The organism is Thalassospira sp. B30-1, from assembly GCF_015767575.1.
Taxonomy (GTDB): Bacteria; Pseudomonadota; Alphaproteobacteria; order Rhodospirillales; family Thalassospiraceae; genus Thalassospira; species Thalassospira xiamenensis.
The window spans coordinates 1,716,812-1,730,300 of the sequence record NZ_CP065232.1 but is presented as its reverse complement, the minus strand read 5'-3'; the positions used below and the strand labels follow the sequence as shown (position 1 = coordinate 1,730,300).

The window sequence follows — 13,489 nt, the reverse complement described above, 5'->3', positions numbered from 1 at the left end:
TCTGTCTCCTGATTATCGCGCACGTGCGAACTTGCCGGGCGTTTTGGCCCACGCAATGCACCGGTATGTGGCGTTCAGCTTGTTGATGAAATTGTCGGCGTTTCGCGCCTTCCCGCCGCTGCTGTTCATATCGACGGGAACAGCGGAAACGACGGCGGTATCAAGGTTGAACCGCAAGGCATCGGAAACCGGGTTGCCCGATGAAATATCGGAGCAATACATCGCCCAGTTATAAAGTCCGTCCGATGCGTCCTTGCCGACGAAGATGCGCGGGTTCGAAATCCATTGGAACGAACATGCCATCGACAACACCAGTGCCCTTGCCGCTGGTCACAGCACAGAATTGCGGCACTATGCGATGCATGCGGATCAGGTATCGACCGGATGCCATTTGCGCGCCAAGCGTACCCGTGTTGGCCGTGCGGGTGAGCCAGCCCGCATCGGTGGTGGTCCCCTTGTCATTGAGGATCAGATACGCACCTGCGGCCATATCCTTGTGGAATACCCGGATGTTGCCACCCGAGCGGATAAACCTCGGCATAGTCGAAAAGCCCGCCAGTGGCCTGCGCAAAGACGGTGGGTGTCCCGTTGACGTGTTCGACTACCACAAAATCCGCACCGGCCTTGGGGCTGGCCCGCCAGAATTGGTGCAAAACCTGCCCCTGATATTCCGCATCCGCACCAACCGAAATGCCGCCCGCCGTGAAGGAAAGGCTGCTTGCGACCTCGGCACCGCCAACATTGCAATTGATCGCAAGATTGTCGCCCAAGACAGTGCAGGAAACCCGGAAGTTCGAAACACCATCAAGGCGCTTTGCCATATGGAAGGTTTTGCCGATGGTCGGGTTCCAAGGCAGGTCTGTGATATCTGCACCGCCAGCCCGTTCGCGGGTCGTGACATAATCATCCGGGTTCATAATATCCGGGCACGGCATACCCGATGTGGATAACGTCCGAAAGCCATCCGGCACCGGATAGTCAAAGGCGAACTGACCGAAATTGACCTTTGCCTTGATTGCACCGCTTGCCGCACTGTCCTGCACAGACGCCCGCAATCCGTCAAGCCAGTCTGCCGGGATGGTAAAGGCCGGATCGGTACCAGCCACCGGATCACCGGAAATCCAGACCCCGTTTTTGGCAAACCAGCAATCCCCGGTTTCCCGGTCAATCGCAACCGAGACAACATCATCAACAGTCCACGACGGATACCCACTGTCGGTGCCCCATGGATTGGCAACAAGATTGCCATTAGAATGATAGTGGAAAAGCCCATTGGCAGCCCCATTAGCTTCGTTAACAGCCACAGAACGATGTGCGAAACCGATAGCTGGAACAATGGTGCTGGGTGAGAATGGTGCGCCAATCTCGACCAGAACCTCCCAGTAATATTTTCCAGCCGGGATTAGCATGGATGCGGCAATATGCCCTTCACCCGGATTATGCGCGGGCTGCCACGCTGTGTTACCTTCCGACAAAATCCTCCCGGCTGGCGTGGGCGCATCCAGCGGGTTGCCAACGGCGAAATTGTTCGTCGGGGTATCCGTGAACTGATTATCGACCGTCAGGCCAACGGCTGTGAAATGGTTGCCATTGCCGGACACATCTTTGCCAAGGTCCAGTGCATCACCGAAATCGAGGTGGCAACCGTTGGCTCCATAAACAGCCGCACCAAGCCCCTTGCCGTAAAAGGCTTTAGGCACCCAATCCCCATCAGAATTGAAGTAGCCGAAATCGTAAGCGGATACGGCATCGACAGCATCACCCGTAATCGCGATAAACTCTGAGACATAGACGCTTTGGTTCCCATCAATCAGGGAACCGCTTGAATTCAAATTTGCGCCGATAGCCTGCCAGTACTGCGGGTCAAGAAGCCGCAATGCTACGCCATCATCCATCAGGTTCGACGCGAGAGTGAATGTGACCCCGTTCGCCGTGAAAGCTGCACGGTCAGCAAGTGCGGTTCCAGGCGTTACGTTCGCCTTGATCAGGTAGTGGCCCCAACCTGCCGGGTCACGATGCGATGGTGCAATTGATGCTGTATTGGTGACGCCGCCATCACCCCGACCGATGTTGTTTGACATGACCCATTGTGAAGCAGCAGAGGAAAGCCCTGCGGTGAGAAACGGCCCGACAGAACCGCCGAAAAAAACAGTTTTGGCCCACACCGAAATTGCGATTTTATAGATCGGCGATGCGGTGCCGGGCGCGCGACGCAAATAGGCAGGTGTCGCCGATGAACCATTAAACAGACATGCAAAATCAATCGGATCACCGGGGTCGCCACAGCCGATTGCCGGGGGCGGATTGTCAAAAAGGATCGACATTGATTACGCCTCCGCCCGCTGGGTGATATGCACGTCAATCACGGCACCACTGAATTCCATATGGATCAGGTTGACCGCGTTCGGCTCGCTGTTGATCGCACCGTTGTTGATGCGGAATTCCGGCCCCCAAGCAATCCCGTGATTTCCAACAGCATCCATCGTCAGTTCCAACCGCGCCGAACCACCGGCAGGCATCGGGTCGGGTGCCGTGATGGTCAGGGCCTCGGTCGCGGTCAGGGTGAAGCGGTTACCAAGGGCCGGATTGAACGACACTTCACCTGCAGCAAGAGTTGCCGGAACGCGGATAGTCCAGAAGCCAGCACCAAGGGTCGCTGAGACAGTGCGACGCAAGGCATCGCTTGTGCCATCCGTAACCGCCTGCTGGATCGCCTTGCGCAATTGCTGAAGATCAGCCTCGGTCGCCGGTAGCGGGTTTGCGTCGGTGCCGAGGAAATAGGTAATCACCTCAACAATCTCGCGCATCGGATGCTCAATCGCCTCCGCAGGCGGAACAGAACCCTCTATACTGTTTGACGGGTCCGGGTTGACGTAAGGACGATTGGGATCGGCAAGATTGCCATTAACTGGCGGCTGATACTGCATCACTCACCTTCATAAGACATGGTCAAAAAAGAATGGGCCGGCATGTACCGACCCAAGAGACATTCCAAATCTTCTGCGCGCGATATTCGCGCAAGCGGGTCCTGACCCAATGTCGAGACACCGACCCGGAACCACGTCACCCGCGGCCCCAGCACGCGCATACGCCACCACGCCCGCATATCAGCAGTCGCGCCCAGCATGTCATAGCGCACGCTGTCTTTGTTTCCCGATGTATTGGCACCGCCCACCTGGCTTATGCCAACCATGAACGGACGATATTCGACAATTGCCGTCTGATATCCGAGAGTTTCGGCAAGCCCGATGAAGTAGCCCGGGCTTTGACCACCACGCGCCCGATAGCGTGTCAGAACCGCAGCACGGCGATCCTCGATCGGCAGGCCAGATGTTTGGAAGCAACAATCGGGCAGGCCGACCTGAGTTTCGTGATCGGCCAGCATTTCGATGGCGCGCGCAGGCTGGCTTTCAATGACCAAGCGGTCAGCAGCCAGATCAACTTCAACCCATGTCGAACACTTGGCACGCAGGAAATCCCGGCCAACCCCATCGTAATCGCGAAACCCCTGCCAAGCTGCACCCGGGGGCATGGCCGATGCGACAATATCGGCATAAGCCTCAAGCCTGTCATCAATCATAACTGACCACCCCAAGGACCGGGATTTCGCCGATCGCATGTGCCACATCGTCGGCAGGAGCAGTAACCTTGTGCCGCCCCTCACCTGCAGAAATCGCAATTGCTTCAGTGATCCAGCTTCGACTTAAAGTCACCCCGGGCTGACCACGACGGAAGATCATGTCAAGAAGCTCGGCGGTTATTGAACTGCGAACCGCAGGCGTATCCGGATCAAGCCCCATGATAGTAATCGCCAGCGACTTCGGAATAGGCGCCACAACATAAACATCGGCAGTGGTTGGACGGCGCGCATCAATATAGGATTGAACCAGCGCAACATCAGCCGCCGTTGGAATACCACCATCGGACGCCCGCAGAACATCCATCATGAAGCGAACAGTGACCGTCCCCATGCCCATTTCGCGGCGCGCAACCCAAACACGGGTAACGCCGGGAACTTCCTTGGCCCATTTTTCATAATCGCCACCGGCACCGCCATGCGGCGGCATGGAAATTTCTTTTAGAATTCTTTCCCGATAGTGCTCGATAACACCCGGGCGCCCGTCCTTTTCCTTATCCGCCCCTCCCGCAAAACCACCAGCAGCAACGGTCGCAACCGGATCAACACCATCAACCGGGTTAACGAGGGTAAGGGAAGCCCCTTCAAGAAGGTTTCCGTTAGCACCCGGAACGGAAGCTTTCACATTCGCAACAGCCTGACCGGCTTCATCCAGAACCACACCATCAATCACCTTGAACTCGACACCAGCCGAATCCCGAAGCACCTGATTGGCATCAATACCCGCCCCGGCAACTCCACTAAAGATGACATTGCCCGTCGCGCGAGATGCCTGAATACGTTTCACGTCAAATGTAAAACCGTGACCATCCAGATTTTCACCCGTCGCCCAGAGAACCATCGTCTGAGATGCAATATGATCAAGGTAGCCATAAGCGCCGTTCGCCAGCATGCCATCGATGTATGGCATGACGGCAACCGGCCCCTGTCCGAGCGTGACGCCCTGCCCCAGACGCGCCTCGTAATGTGACCCGGATTGCCCGCGAAGGGCCTCAAAGGTCGGGACTGTGAAACCGGTCAACTTGTTCATGAATTGCGATCCATCCACTGCCAAATATCAGCATAGCGCCGCTCAAAAATCTGCCCCGTGGGCCGCTTGATTACCGCATGGCCAGAGATCACCCACCGGCCCGCATTACGATCCCGAACGGCATCAAACACGGCGGACTGCGCGACACCGATTTTCGTTAAAAACTGCAATGCCTCAGTGCCATATTCCCGAACACGCGCAACCGTCTGACTGGTGATGATTTCGCGATCCAGAAGCCACAGGCGCGACCCTAATTTGAAGCCACCGACGGACGGCCAAGCCTCGCCCCAGAAACCACGACGATCTGTCCCGTCTGGCAAAACATCATCTTCGCGGGCGCGACCATCGGTAAAGAGGGCCGCGTTGACGGCGGTTTCCAAACCGTGATCGGTTTGAATGGTCGGCGTTTCACCTGTTAACAAAGCCAGGTCGAACCGGCGCCGATCCGTGTCATAACGGATCGCCATGTCGGTATGCAGATTGGACATAGTTACATCCCCTGATTAGGCGGGTCGGTTGGACCGTTATTGTCGTTTTCAGGATGGTTGTGATCGTTATAAACCTCGCGCATACCCGCGACGGTTCGCGCATTACCGGATGCGGCCTGATCGGTGATGTCGCCACCAACGACGGTTGATCCGGCAACTTCTAGGTTGCCACCAATTTTCACATTTCCGGTGAATTCAACATCCGGGCAATCAACCAGCACCTTTGTCGCGATCAACACATCAAGGAAATCAGCCCCATCAATTATGATTTTACGACCTCTTTTAAGGGTTATGCGCTGCCCCTGATCATCATAAAGACCGACCTCACCCGGCTCGACGACACCAGACTTCGACCGGTGACGACGATCCATTGGCGGCAGGGCGACAGCCATATTGCGCTCTAGCTGCAATACGATCGTTTCCGCACCCTGCCCATTCGCATCAGCAGGCAGGGGCCGATGGCTAAACCCATAACCCTCGAAAACAACCACATCATCAAGCGTGTCACCGGATCGCCCCGCGACCTGTGCAATGATCGCCCCGCCCCGGCTGGTCTGCTTGGCATACCGAATAACCGCCCGAAAGAGCATGTTTTCCACGCGACGCGAAAGCCGCTGAAACAGGCCATCAGACATGCAATTAACCCCTTACCGCGCGGCGAAGTGCCGCATATTGCGCATCCCCGTCAACCTTTTCAAAGTTCGGCTTTGGCACCCAAGCAGCGGGCGGCTCAACCGACAGGGATGTGCGATAACCGCCCTTGTCTTCATCAAGCGTCAGCCCCACCGAAACGATCAGCATTTCCTCGGCGATTTTGTTTTTCTGATCTTCGACGGCAACCAGCAAACCTGGGCGCCAGATGTCCCCGCCCGGAACCTGTTGCCAACCTTCGCATTGATACGTGATGGCGGTTGATTTACCGATCCGGCGTGCCATTTCCCAATTAACACGCTGACGAAGCTGATCGGACGACCCGGCCCCATCGCTTGTCAGGACCTTGGGCCGATACCGACGAACCGCGTCATCGACCGCCGCGGCCTCGGACTGGGCGGCGGCAATACCAAAATCATCATCACTGGTTTGCCCCTGCGACCGCATGATCAGCTTCGAATGCCGGTTGGCTTTGGTCAGTTTGGCCGACAACTCGATAATGTTGTTATCGCTTCGAAGCTGACCGGACCCCGTATATCGGTACCGAAGATCCGTTTGAGCCCGCGCGAAACCCGGACGACCAAGAACGATATCGCCAGACCCCACCGACCAAGCCATCAGGCCACGCTCGCGGCATATCCGGTCAATCACCTGACTGACTTCCTCGCCTTGTTCGATCTTGATCCGATCAAACCGATCGCCAACATCAACAAGCGCCGACACCGCGATACCAAATGGCTTGCAAAGATCGGCACAAGCCTCAAGCAGCGAAAGGTTATGATATTCCCCACCCGGTACGATCGCCGAACAATCGACCAGATCACCCGCCTTTGATCGCCCGCTCAGCCGGGTCCCTTCTTGATCAGGCACGGTCGAATTGTCGATTTCCTCAAGCCAGCCAGTCAGCAATTCGTGATCACCAAACCGGGCCTTTACGGCCAAATCTTCGCCGTGGTCCGGTGTGAAATCCGGTGTAGTCAATGCAAAGGAATTGGCAATATCGCTGATCGAAAAATTGAACGAGCATTTTTGCCAGTCGTCGTAAATCTTGCCATCCAGCTCGATTTCAGGTGCATCAACCATCAAGAACCTCAATCGGCGCCCAAGACGGGACCATGTTCGGATGCGCAATACCGTTGCGCGTAACGATTTCAGACGCACGGCGCGCATCACCATACAGGCGATGTGCCGTAACGACCGATGGCTCGGTCAGCCAAGGCATGTCGGTTATTGTCTTTGCCTTGCCCGCCCCAGCCTCGCGCGTGTAATCGACCACAGACGTTCGGACCGAGGCCAACGCGGAAAACACACCGGCGTCACTTTCACCGGCGACATTCCCGCCCGCGCGATCCATTTCCCGGTCGATGACATCAAGAAACTGGCCGGTTATTTCAGCCGCCTGATCATATGAAACGAACGTGTAGTTCGGCAGAAGCTCCGCCGCTGCCGAAATCGCCGTTCGACGGATCAGCGCACCAAGCGCCGTGCGATTGACCGCCTCTACCTGTCGGGTTGCGGTCGACACCGGAACATCCACCCCTGCGACCTCGAATGCCGATAGGGAAAGAAAACCGTTCACCCCATCCGCCGCGTTCGGAACTGAGGACGAAAGCAACGCAAAGCCGGACGATATTCCGCTTGCAATATCAACACCCCCACCGGTCATCGCCGTAAGGCCAACCGCACCGATCCCGTCGATTGCATCCTGCATCGACGCATCGACACCGATAGCGGTAAAAAGCTGACCACCAACCTGATCGGTCAGCGATCCGATAACCTCCGCCCCGGCTTCGCGGACAAATCCCGGCATGCCATCCGTGATATAGCGGTTGACGAAGGCGGCACTCGCTGCAAATGACAGCGCAGAGGATTGCACACCAAGCTGATAGACATTGGAAACACGGCCCGGTGTAAATCCCGGCTCCGCATTCTCGCCAACTTCCTCAAAGACGATAGAGAAATTAGCAATACCTTCAGCCGCGAAACTGTTGGATACGTCAAAATCAGCGACCCTTACCCATCGCTCGGAAGTCAGACCGCCAAACGGATCCACGAAAGTTCCCGGACCTTCTTTTCCGAGCGCAGCAATCAATTGGTCGCGCGCGTCAAAACCATCGATGGTCAGAACAAAGCAGTCGACATTAAATCTCCGAACTTTACGCCCAAGGTCCTGCGTATCTGCATCATCCCGATTCGGGCGCTCCACCGTCGGCCCACGCCGCCCCGAAGAAAGACGGACCGAACGGACCATCATGGACACACCGCGCCAGAGCCCATCACGCACTTCATCTTCAAAAGGCATAACTTCAAATCCCCGGTAAACCGCGCGATACCTGGCTTAACTGATCAAGCGTATTTCCCGAAAGCGACCCTGCACCAAGCCCCGCGAAACTTGGCATTGGCGGCGTCTTTTCGCTTCGGATCAGATGCTCAAGATACTGGCTTTGCTTTCGCCCCTTTCGGGACGTACGCAATGCTTCCTGCATGTCCGCAATGAAATACGCCGCCAGCTTTTTCTCGCTAAGCCCTTCGATCATTTCGCGGAACCGCCAACGAGGCGCAACGCGGAACGATTTGGTTACCGTCCACAACAATGATATCGGCAACCGACTGTTTCGCTTCTGGCGAATAAACACCCCACGCTTGCCACTTTTCATCGTTGCTATGAACGGCTGTTGCTTTGCGAAGGCTTTCGGATTCTTCTTAGAACGTCGCCCCTTCGGATAGGAACCGGTCGACGCAATCATTTTGCGCACTTTGGCCTTTTTAAATCGCGACGCAACCTTGCCTTCTTTGGATTTGCGTGTGCGCGCCCCCAATCCCGGAATCCAAGCACCCTGCCCGGATTTACCAGTACGGCTACCACCCTCTTCCTGATCTTCCATGAACCAGAAAGGTGTACCGATTTCGGCCCGGATGGAAGATTGCTTTTTATTGCTGGCATTCACGAACAAGGCCCGACGCCCGCCGCCCTTGGCTTTTAACGATTTCTCGCGGATGGTAAACCTGCGATCCATCTTCGCAAGAACCTCGTCCCGCGCTTCGAACGTCACGCGGTTGATCGCCTTGGACAAGGCAAACGGGACCTGTTCTTTTTCAAGGCGGGTCAGGTTGGCAATGATCTGATCGACATTGTCGGTATAAGACATTGAAAGCATACATCATCCTCAAAACCCTCCGATATTGTTGACGATCACAAGCGGCACCACCACACCCGGACTTTCTTCATCGGCAAAAGTCAGGGAATGGCGCGTCACATGCGACCCCGGAAGGTCTTTCAAAACCCGTTGATAAATTCCCGCCCAATCGGTGGGCGCGAAAACCTTGTTCAAAAACGGATGATCGGACGCCAGTATCACCTTGCCGCGATAGCGACTTGGCGACACCTTGATCCCCCGTTCTTCCAGCGCGATTTTCACGTCATCGCGGTATTGCGCAAAAACAATCATTTCCGACACCGGCACACCGCGCCCCATCGAATGGCGCAGCAAATACCGCAAGCAATCCTCGGCCCGCATCCGCGCCAGATCGTCAAGCCGTTCCTGATCGGTCATAGATGCCATATCGGGCAGCGTTGGCGAATTGGCCCAGACATACCGCGCCCCGGCCTCGCCAAAAGTCGCCCGCGCCTCGCGCACGAGCGCCAGGTCATAATGGCGTTCCGATCGCGGGATTGCCGATGGCGGCAAATTCTTGCGACTGGAAACCGGGACAATCCCCGGCATTTCATAATGGCCATGCTTGCGAAGCGCCGGCAGCACTTCGGCAGTCACCCATTTCTTGAACCGTTTGGCCGCTTCCTTGCGGCTGGTCAGGATCAGGGAATAAAGACCGCTTTCGTTGATGATGGTGAAAGACTGTGCCCCGTTCCCTGCCCGACCCTCATTATTAGTGAGGGTCGACTTTTCATCCTCATCTAACCGCGAAGCGGCCTGCGACGGATTCCCGATTTCCAGCACGGTGCAGACATCGACCAACACAAACCAGATTGCACCATCAATATCGACAGTGCGGACCGACTGGCCTTCAAAATCAAATGATACCGGCAGGGTCATGACTTTTTCCCTTCCAGCATCGCAACCGCGTCTTTGCGGATCGAACGAACCCACGCATAGACCTGCAAGCAATCAACCTCGGTCAGCCCCTTGTTACCGGGCCCAACCCAATCTTCAAGAATATCGAATTTCTTTTCCAGTTCACCGGACGTAACAGCCGGGATCACCCGCAATTGATGTTCCCGCCAGATCGACAGGACATTATCCTCATCGCGGTCACCGACCGTTTTGAGACCATCAAAAACCTCATCCAGTTCCGTGATGCCTTTCGGCGGATCGAATTTAACTGACATAACGCCCTCCATATTGCGTAATTTGCGCAATATGACTGATATTATGCTTTGCCGTCAACTGCAAAATTGCGTAAATTACGCAACATGGAACCTGAACAGTCACGAATGGCACGAGCTGCGCTCGATTGGACCCTTGATCTAACTGCCCACAACTCGGGAGTTAGCCCCAATACTATTCGCCGCTTCGAACGCGGCGGAGTAACCAACCAATCAACAGTTTCCGCCCTACAATTCGCATATCAAAATGCCGGAATATCATTCCTAGAAGACGACGGGAAAGGCCCTGGCGTTCGGCTCAAGAAGCAGTGAGAGGGTGTCCACAATGCGGACACCCTTACCCATCACTTATTGACAGGCCCCTCACCATCCCTCACGCTATCGCCACCACAACCACAGCGTGAGAAATCCTTATGCAAAATCCCCTTCGCGATCAGAAGATCGACATCGACTGTCCCGCTTGCAGCAAGAGCTTCAAGAAAACCCTCGGAGAACTCAGCAACAAGCGTTCGATCCGTTGCCCTTCCTGCCGGGAGGACATCAAGATTGAAGGCAACCTCGCACGGGAAATGCGAGAGATGGACAAGGCTTTCGGGAAACTGTTCAAGTAACGCAACCACCGGCGTCACACGGTCGACCATATCAATTCGGATGGAATGCTCCATTCCCAGACCTCCAAAATAAACCGCGCCGATGGTGCAAAATGAAAGAAAAACACCATCGGCGCGGGAATGCTGGTATTACCCTGCCCCCATGCCCGCAAGACTTGGCCCCGTCCGCAGGCTGGTTTCAAGACCAATACCAGTCGACTTTGACTGCCGAACGCGGGCATTGGCAGCACCATCGCCCACGATTTCGACGACGATCTTGCCCTCGACCGGATCGGGCGCCCTCGCTCCCTGATAGGCCTGCGCCTTGGCTTGCTCCACCTGTCGCGCCGACTGTTCCATGGATACGGCGGGCGGATCGGCGGACTGCACTGGCGTTGGTGCAGATTGCACCGGTTCGGCCTTGCCCACCCCGAGCTTTTCAACCACCCAATCAGGCAGTACAGACATCATTGCCTGCACCTTTTCCGAGATGATGGCCGCAAGGTCGAAGTCGGTCAGATACTTGACCAGCCCGGTAAAGCCGTCATACAGGATCGCGAACGGGTTAAATTCAGCCATATAGGCCATCACACCGTCGATGAACCCGGTTTTGAATGCCGACCTGACAGCATCAATCTTGCCCGTGAAATAACCGACGATCCCATCCCAATTGTCATAGATCGTATAGACAGCCCCGGCGATAAGCCCCGCCGCCAGAACGATCGGGTTTGACGCCAGCACCCAACCCAACTGAGCAAACGCCGTACCAACAGACAAAAGCGACGCAATAAACGGCCCCGCAAGAATGCCCCCCAGCGCCAACGCAGCGTTTTGCCAACCGCCAAGGAAATCAATGATCTTGCCGCCATAGGAAATAAGGTTTTCAATCGTCGACATAAACGATCTAAGAGCCTGCCCGGCTGGGGTTGTGCCATCCTGCGCAACCGTGAACCACCCCATCATGGTATTCGCAGCGCCCGAAATCGCGGAACCAAGGCGCTCCACCACTTCGGGGCGCATAGACACCATGAACTCGGTCATTTTCTTGATCAGCGGCGTCATCATCGGCATGAAGTAGGCCATCAAACCGTTACGAATACCGGTAAATGACTTACCCCAACTGTCCAGCGCATCGTTATAGGCCTCGGTATCGCCAGCGGCTTCATTGCTGATCATACCGAGGCGTTCCATATCGCCGAACAGCCGGTCCATTTCCTCTTGCGGCTGCTGTAAAAGCAGCGACATTTTAGACCCACTCTCGCCAAACAGCTTCATTGCGGTTGACGTGCGGAGCGCCGGGTTCTCGATCTTGCGGAACGCAGACTGAAGCTCGGGCAACAGATCGTTCAGATCACGGACATTGCCATGATTGTCGCGCAGCGGGATACCCAACGCCTCAAAGATTGGCTTCGCGCGCCCGATTCCGTTGGCGGCGTCACCGACGTTCTTAGCCAGGTCACGGAAGCTTTTGCGCAATTCCTCGTTGGACATTCCCGCGGCTTGGTTTGCCGCGTGCTGCCATTGCTGCAATCGTTCGGTCGAAATACCGACAGTGCGGCCAAACTTGGCAAGCACATCGGCCTCGCCCGCCCCACTATGCAACCACGCCAAAACCCCGCCGCCAAACCCTATCCCGGCCAACCCCAGAAGCCCGACACCCACGCCCGAGATATGACGCCCCAGACCGGCGAACGAGCTACCAAGGCGTCGGAAACCATCGGTGATCTTGTGGAAGCCAAGGCTTCGCGTCACCGCAGAAGCCCGGGCACGAATGCCGGTCAGCATGGATTGAACCCGGCGCATCGGTCCTGAGACCGTTTCGCGCGCATTCAGGATCATGCTAACGACGAAATTCTTAGCCATCAGTCACACCGTTTAACGCGTCAAGCTGTCGCTGCGCGTCCTCGTTATAGGCATCGATACAAAGGAGAATGTCATCAAGCGGCATGTCGCGAATTTCGGCTGGCTTCCAGCCGAAACGCGCGACAAACAGCTTGATCACTGATCGGAAGTCGTCCGGGAAGGCTTTAGGAAAAAACCGAAACATACCGCCATCGAACGGAAATAGTCATCGGCATCCATTTGCTCGAAGGCTTTTTCGGTGACCCGTTCATCACCAAAGACCAATCCGGCAATGAATTTGCGAGAACCAGCCATCACGGATTTACCACCATCAAGCTTTTCAAGAAGATCAAGGTCACGTCCTACGGGACGACGGAACTCGATATGCTCGATGGCTTCCTCGCGCTTTCCGCTACTATCCTCGACTTTAACAGCGACCGGGTACTCAAGCCGCAGGATTTTGCGACCGAATTTCCCATCTTCGACATAACCATCAAGGTCGATATCTTCTGGTTTGAAATCACCATCAAACATCACGAAACCACCCTTGCACTTGGCCCGACAAAACGGGCTGTGAGACTGTTATCCGACGCATCGTTGTCACCGGAACCCATTTCGGTTCCGAACTTCATAACAACCGTGCGATCGGCGCAATGCAGCTTGATTTCTTTGCGCTTCACACCGGTGAAAACAGAGTCGGCCACTCCCTCGGGAAGGAAAACCTTCACCTCGATAAAGGCGGGACGTCCCTTTTCGGTCCAGCCGACCGAGCCGGAGCCGCCGCCTTCGATATTTTCGCGCTGCTTGCCGCCCAGATTATAGGTGGCAGTATCGGCGGTGTTATATGAAACACCGCCCACTTCAAGGGACTGCACCCCTGCAACTGTCGTCATTGATCAATCCCCC

18 protein-coding genes are annotated in these 13,489 nt (G+C 55.8%); all 18 read right to left on the bottom strand.

What is annotated here, in order from left to right; translation table 11 throughout:
- Positions 1-12 precede the first annotated feature (12 nt).
- On the bottom strand, positions 13-303 hold the full coding sequence (locus IT971_RS08285; RefSeq protein WP_196871192.1) for a hypothetical protein: 291 nt from the start codon (positions 301-303) through the stop codon (positions 13-15).
- A complete protein-coding gene (locus IT971_RS08280; protein ID WP_196871191.1) occupies positions 230-490 on the bottom strand; it encodes a hypothetical protein in 261 nt (86 codons plus the stop codon). The genes IT971_RS08285 and IT971_RS08280 overlap by 74 nt, the downstream gene beginning before the upstream one ends.
- The gene (locus IT971_RS08275) at positions 459-2,324 is read right to left on the bottom strand and encodes an SPRY domain-containing protein (protein WP_196871190.1); all 1,866 of its coding nucleotides are present in this window, start codon (positions 2,322-2,324) and stop codon (positions 459-461) included. The genes IT971_RS08280 and IT971_RS08275 overlap by 32 nt, the downstream gene beginning before the upstream one ends.
- Before the next feature lie 3 nt (positions 2,325-2,327).
- The gene (locus IT971_RS08270; RefSeq protein WP_196871189.1) at positions 2,328-2,927 is read right to left on the bottom strand and encodes a hypothetical protein; all 600 of its coding nucleotides are present in this window, start codon (positions 2,925-2,927) and stop codon (positions 2,328-2,330) included.
- On the bottom strand, positions 2,927-3,580 hold the full coding sequence (locus tag IT971_RS08265; RefSeq protein ID WP_196871188.1) for a YmfQ family protein: 654 nt from the start codon (positions 3,578-3,580) through the stop codon (positions 2,927-2,929). The genes IT971_RS08270 and IT971_RS08265 overlap by 1 nt, the downstream gene beginning before the upstream one ends.
- Positions 3,573-4,667 (bottom strand): baseplate J/gp47 family protein, encoded by a 1,095-nt coding sequence (locus tag IT971_RS08260; RefSeq protein WP_196871187.1) that lies wholly within the window; start codon positions 4,665-4,667, stop codon positions 3,573-3,575. Before IT971_RS08260 ends, IT971_RS08265 begins: the two co-directional genes overlap by 8 nt.
- Entirely contained in the window at positions 4,664-5,155 is a 492-nt protein-coding gene (locus IT971_RS08255; RefSeq protein ID WP_196871186.1) for a phage GP46 family protein, read from the bottom strand. Before IT971_RS08255 ends, IT971_RS08260 begins: the two co-directional genes overlap by 4 nt.
- 2 nt (positions 5,156-5,157) lie before the next feature.
- Positions 5,158-5,790, bottom strand: coding sequence for a phage baseplate assembly protein (locus IT971_RS08250; protein WP_196871185.1), 633 nt, complete (start codon positions 5,788-5,790; stop codon positions 5,158-5,160).
- A 4-nt stretch (positions 5,791-5,794) separates the two neighbouring features.
- Positions 5,795-6,889 carry a phage baseplate assembly protein gene (locus tag IT971_RS08245; protein ID WP_196871184.1) on the bottom strand — a complete coding sequence of 365 codons (1,095 nt, stop codon included), beginning with the start codon at positions 6,887-6,889 and terminating at the stop codon, positions 5,795-5,797.
- The gene (locus IT971_RS08240) at positions 6,882-8,108 is read right to left on the bottom strand and encodes a DNA circularization protein (protein WP_196871183.1); all 1,227 of its coding nucleotides are present in this window, start codon (positions 8,106-8,108) and stop codon (positions 6,882-6,884) included. The genes IT971_RS08245 and IT971_RS08240 overlap by 8 nt, the downstream gene beginning before the upstream one ends.
- Before the next feature lie 4 nt (positions 8,109-8,112).
- Positions 8,113-8,964 (bottom strand): phage tail protein, encoded by an 852-nt coding sequence (locus tag IT971_RS08235; RefSeq protein ID WP_196871182.1) that lies wholly within the window; start codon positions 8,962-8,964, stop codon positions 8,113-8,115.
- Between the two features lie 9 nt (positions 8,965-8,973).
- Positions 8,974-9,861 (bottom strand): Bro-N domain-containing protein, encoded by an 888-nt coding sequence (locus IT971_RS08230; RefSeq protein WP_196871181.1) that lies wholly within the window; start codon positions 9,859-9,861, stop codon positions 8,974-8,976.
- On the bottom strand, positions 9,858-10,154 hold the full coding sequence (locus tag IT971_RS08225; protein WP_196871180.1) for a hypothetical protein: 297 nt from the start codon (positions 10,152-10,154) through the stop codon (positions 9,858-9,860). The genes IT971_RS08230 and IT971_RS08225 overlap by 4 nt, the downstream gene beginning before the upstream one ends.
- 341 nt (positions 10,155-10,495) lie before the next feature.
- Positions 10,496-10,816, bottom strand: a complete 321-nt coding sequence (locus IT971_RS08220) for a hypothetical protein (protein ID WP_196871179.1) — start codon at positions 10,814-10,816, stop codon at positions 10,496-10,498.
- Positions 10,817-10,891: 75 nt separating this feature from the next.
- Complete coding sequence (locus IT971_RS08215; protein WP_196871178.1) at positions 10,892-12,604, bottom strand: hypothetical protein; 1,713 nt, start codon at positions 12,602-12,604, stop codon at positions 10,892-10,894.
- Positions 12,597-12,743 (bottom strand): hypothetical protein, encoded by a 147-nt coding sequence (locus tag IT971_RS08210; protein WP_196871177.1) that lies wholly within the window; start codon positions 12,741-12,743, stop codon positions 12,597-12,599. Before IT971_RS08210 ends, IT971_RS08215 begins: the two co-directional genes overlap by 8 nt.
- Positions 12,740-13,117 carry a phage tail assembly protein gene (locus IT971_RS08205; RefSeq protein ID WP_196871176.1) on the bottom strand — a complete coding sequence of 126 codons (378 nt, stop codon included), beginning with the start codon at positions 13,115-13,117 and terminating at the stop codon, positions 12,740-12,742. Before IT971_RS08205 ends, IT971_RS08210 begins: the two co-directional genes overlap by 4 nt.
- Positions 13,117-13,476, bottom strand: coding sequence for a phage tail tube protein (locus IT971_RS08200; RefSeq protein WP_196871175.1), 360 nt, complete (start codon positions 13,474-13,476; stop codon positions 13,117-13,119). Before IT971_RS08200 ends, IT971_RS08205 begins: the two co-directional genes overlap by 1 nt.
- Between the last annotated feature and the right edge of the window lie 13 nt (positions 13,477-13,489).

Excerpts from the sequence above, each read along its gene's own strand:
- IT971_RS08265 (WP_196871188.1), bottom strand. The coding sequence starts at position 3,580 with ATGATTGATGACAGGCTTGAGGCTTATGCCGATATTGTCGCATCGGCC.
- IT971_RS08215 (WP_196871178.1), bottom strand. The coding sequence starts at position 12,604 with ATGGCTAAGAATTTCGTCGTTAGCATGATCCTGAATGCGCGCGAAACG.
- IT971_RS08250 (WP_196871185.1), bottom strand. The coding sequence starts at position 5,790 with ATGTCTGATGGCCTGTTTCAGCGGCTTTCGCGTCGCGTGGAAAACATG.
- IT971_RS08285 (WP_196871192.1), bottom strand. The coding sequence starts at position 303 with ATGGCATGTTCGTTCCAATGGATTTCGAACCCGCGCATCTTCGTCGGC.
- IT971_RS08280 (WP_196871191.1), bottom strand. The coding sequence starts at position 490 with ATGGCCGCAGGTGCGTATCTGATCCTCAATGACAAGGGGACCACCACC.
- IT971_RS08235 (WP_196871182.1), bottom strand. The coding sequence starts at position 8,964 with ATGCTTTCAATGTCTTATACCGACAATGTCGATCAGATCATTGCCAAC.
- IT971_RS08245 (WP_196871184.1), bottom strand. The coding sequence starts at position 6,889 with ATGGTTGATGCACCTGAAATCGAGCTGGATGGCAAGATTTACGACGAC.
- IT971_RS08205 (WP_196871176.1), bottom strand. The coding sequence starts at position 13,117 with ATGTTTGATGGTGATTTCAAACCAGAAGATATCGACCTTGATGGTTAT.
- IT971_RS08220 (WP_196871179.1), bottom strand. The coding sequence starts at position 10,816 with ATGGAGCATTCCATCCGAATTGATATGGTCGACCGTGTGACGCCGGTG.
- IT971_RS08270 (WP_196871189.1), bottom strand. The coding sequence starts at position 2,927 with ATGCAGTATCAGCCGCCAGTTAATGGCAATCTTGCCGATCCCAATCGT.
- IT971_RS08275 (WP_196871190.1), bottom strand. The coding sequence starts at position 2,324 with ATGTCGATCCTTTTTGACAATCCGCCCCCGGCAATCGGCTGTGGCGAC.
- IT971_RS08240 (WP_196871183.1), bottom strand. The coding sequence starts at position 8,108 with ATGCCTTTTGAAGATGAAGTGCGTGATGGGCTCTGGCGCGGTGTGTCC.
- IT971_RS08225 (WP_196871180.1), bottom strand. The coding sequence starts at position 10,154 with ATGTCAGTTAAATTCGATCCGCCGAAAGGCATCACGGAACTGGATGAG.
- IT971_RS08200 (WP_196871175.1), bottom strand. The coding sequence starts at position 13,476 with ATGACGACAGTTGCAGGGGTGCAGTCCCTTGAAGTGGGCGGTGTTTCA.
- IT971_RS08255 (WP_196871186.1), bottom strand. The coding sequence starts at position 5,155 with ATGTCCAATCTGCATACCGACATGGCGATCCGTTATGACACGGATCGG.
- IT971_RS08230 (WP_196871181.1), bottom strand. The coding sequence starts at position 9,861 with ATGACCCTGCCGGTATCATTTGATTTTGAAGGCCAGTCGGTCCGCACT.
- IT971_RS08260 (WP_196871187.1), bottom strand. The coding sequence starts at position 4,667 with ATGAACAAGTTGACCGGTTTCACAGTCCCGACCTTTGAGGCCCTTCGC.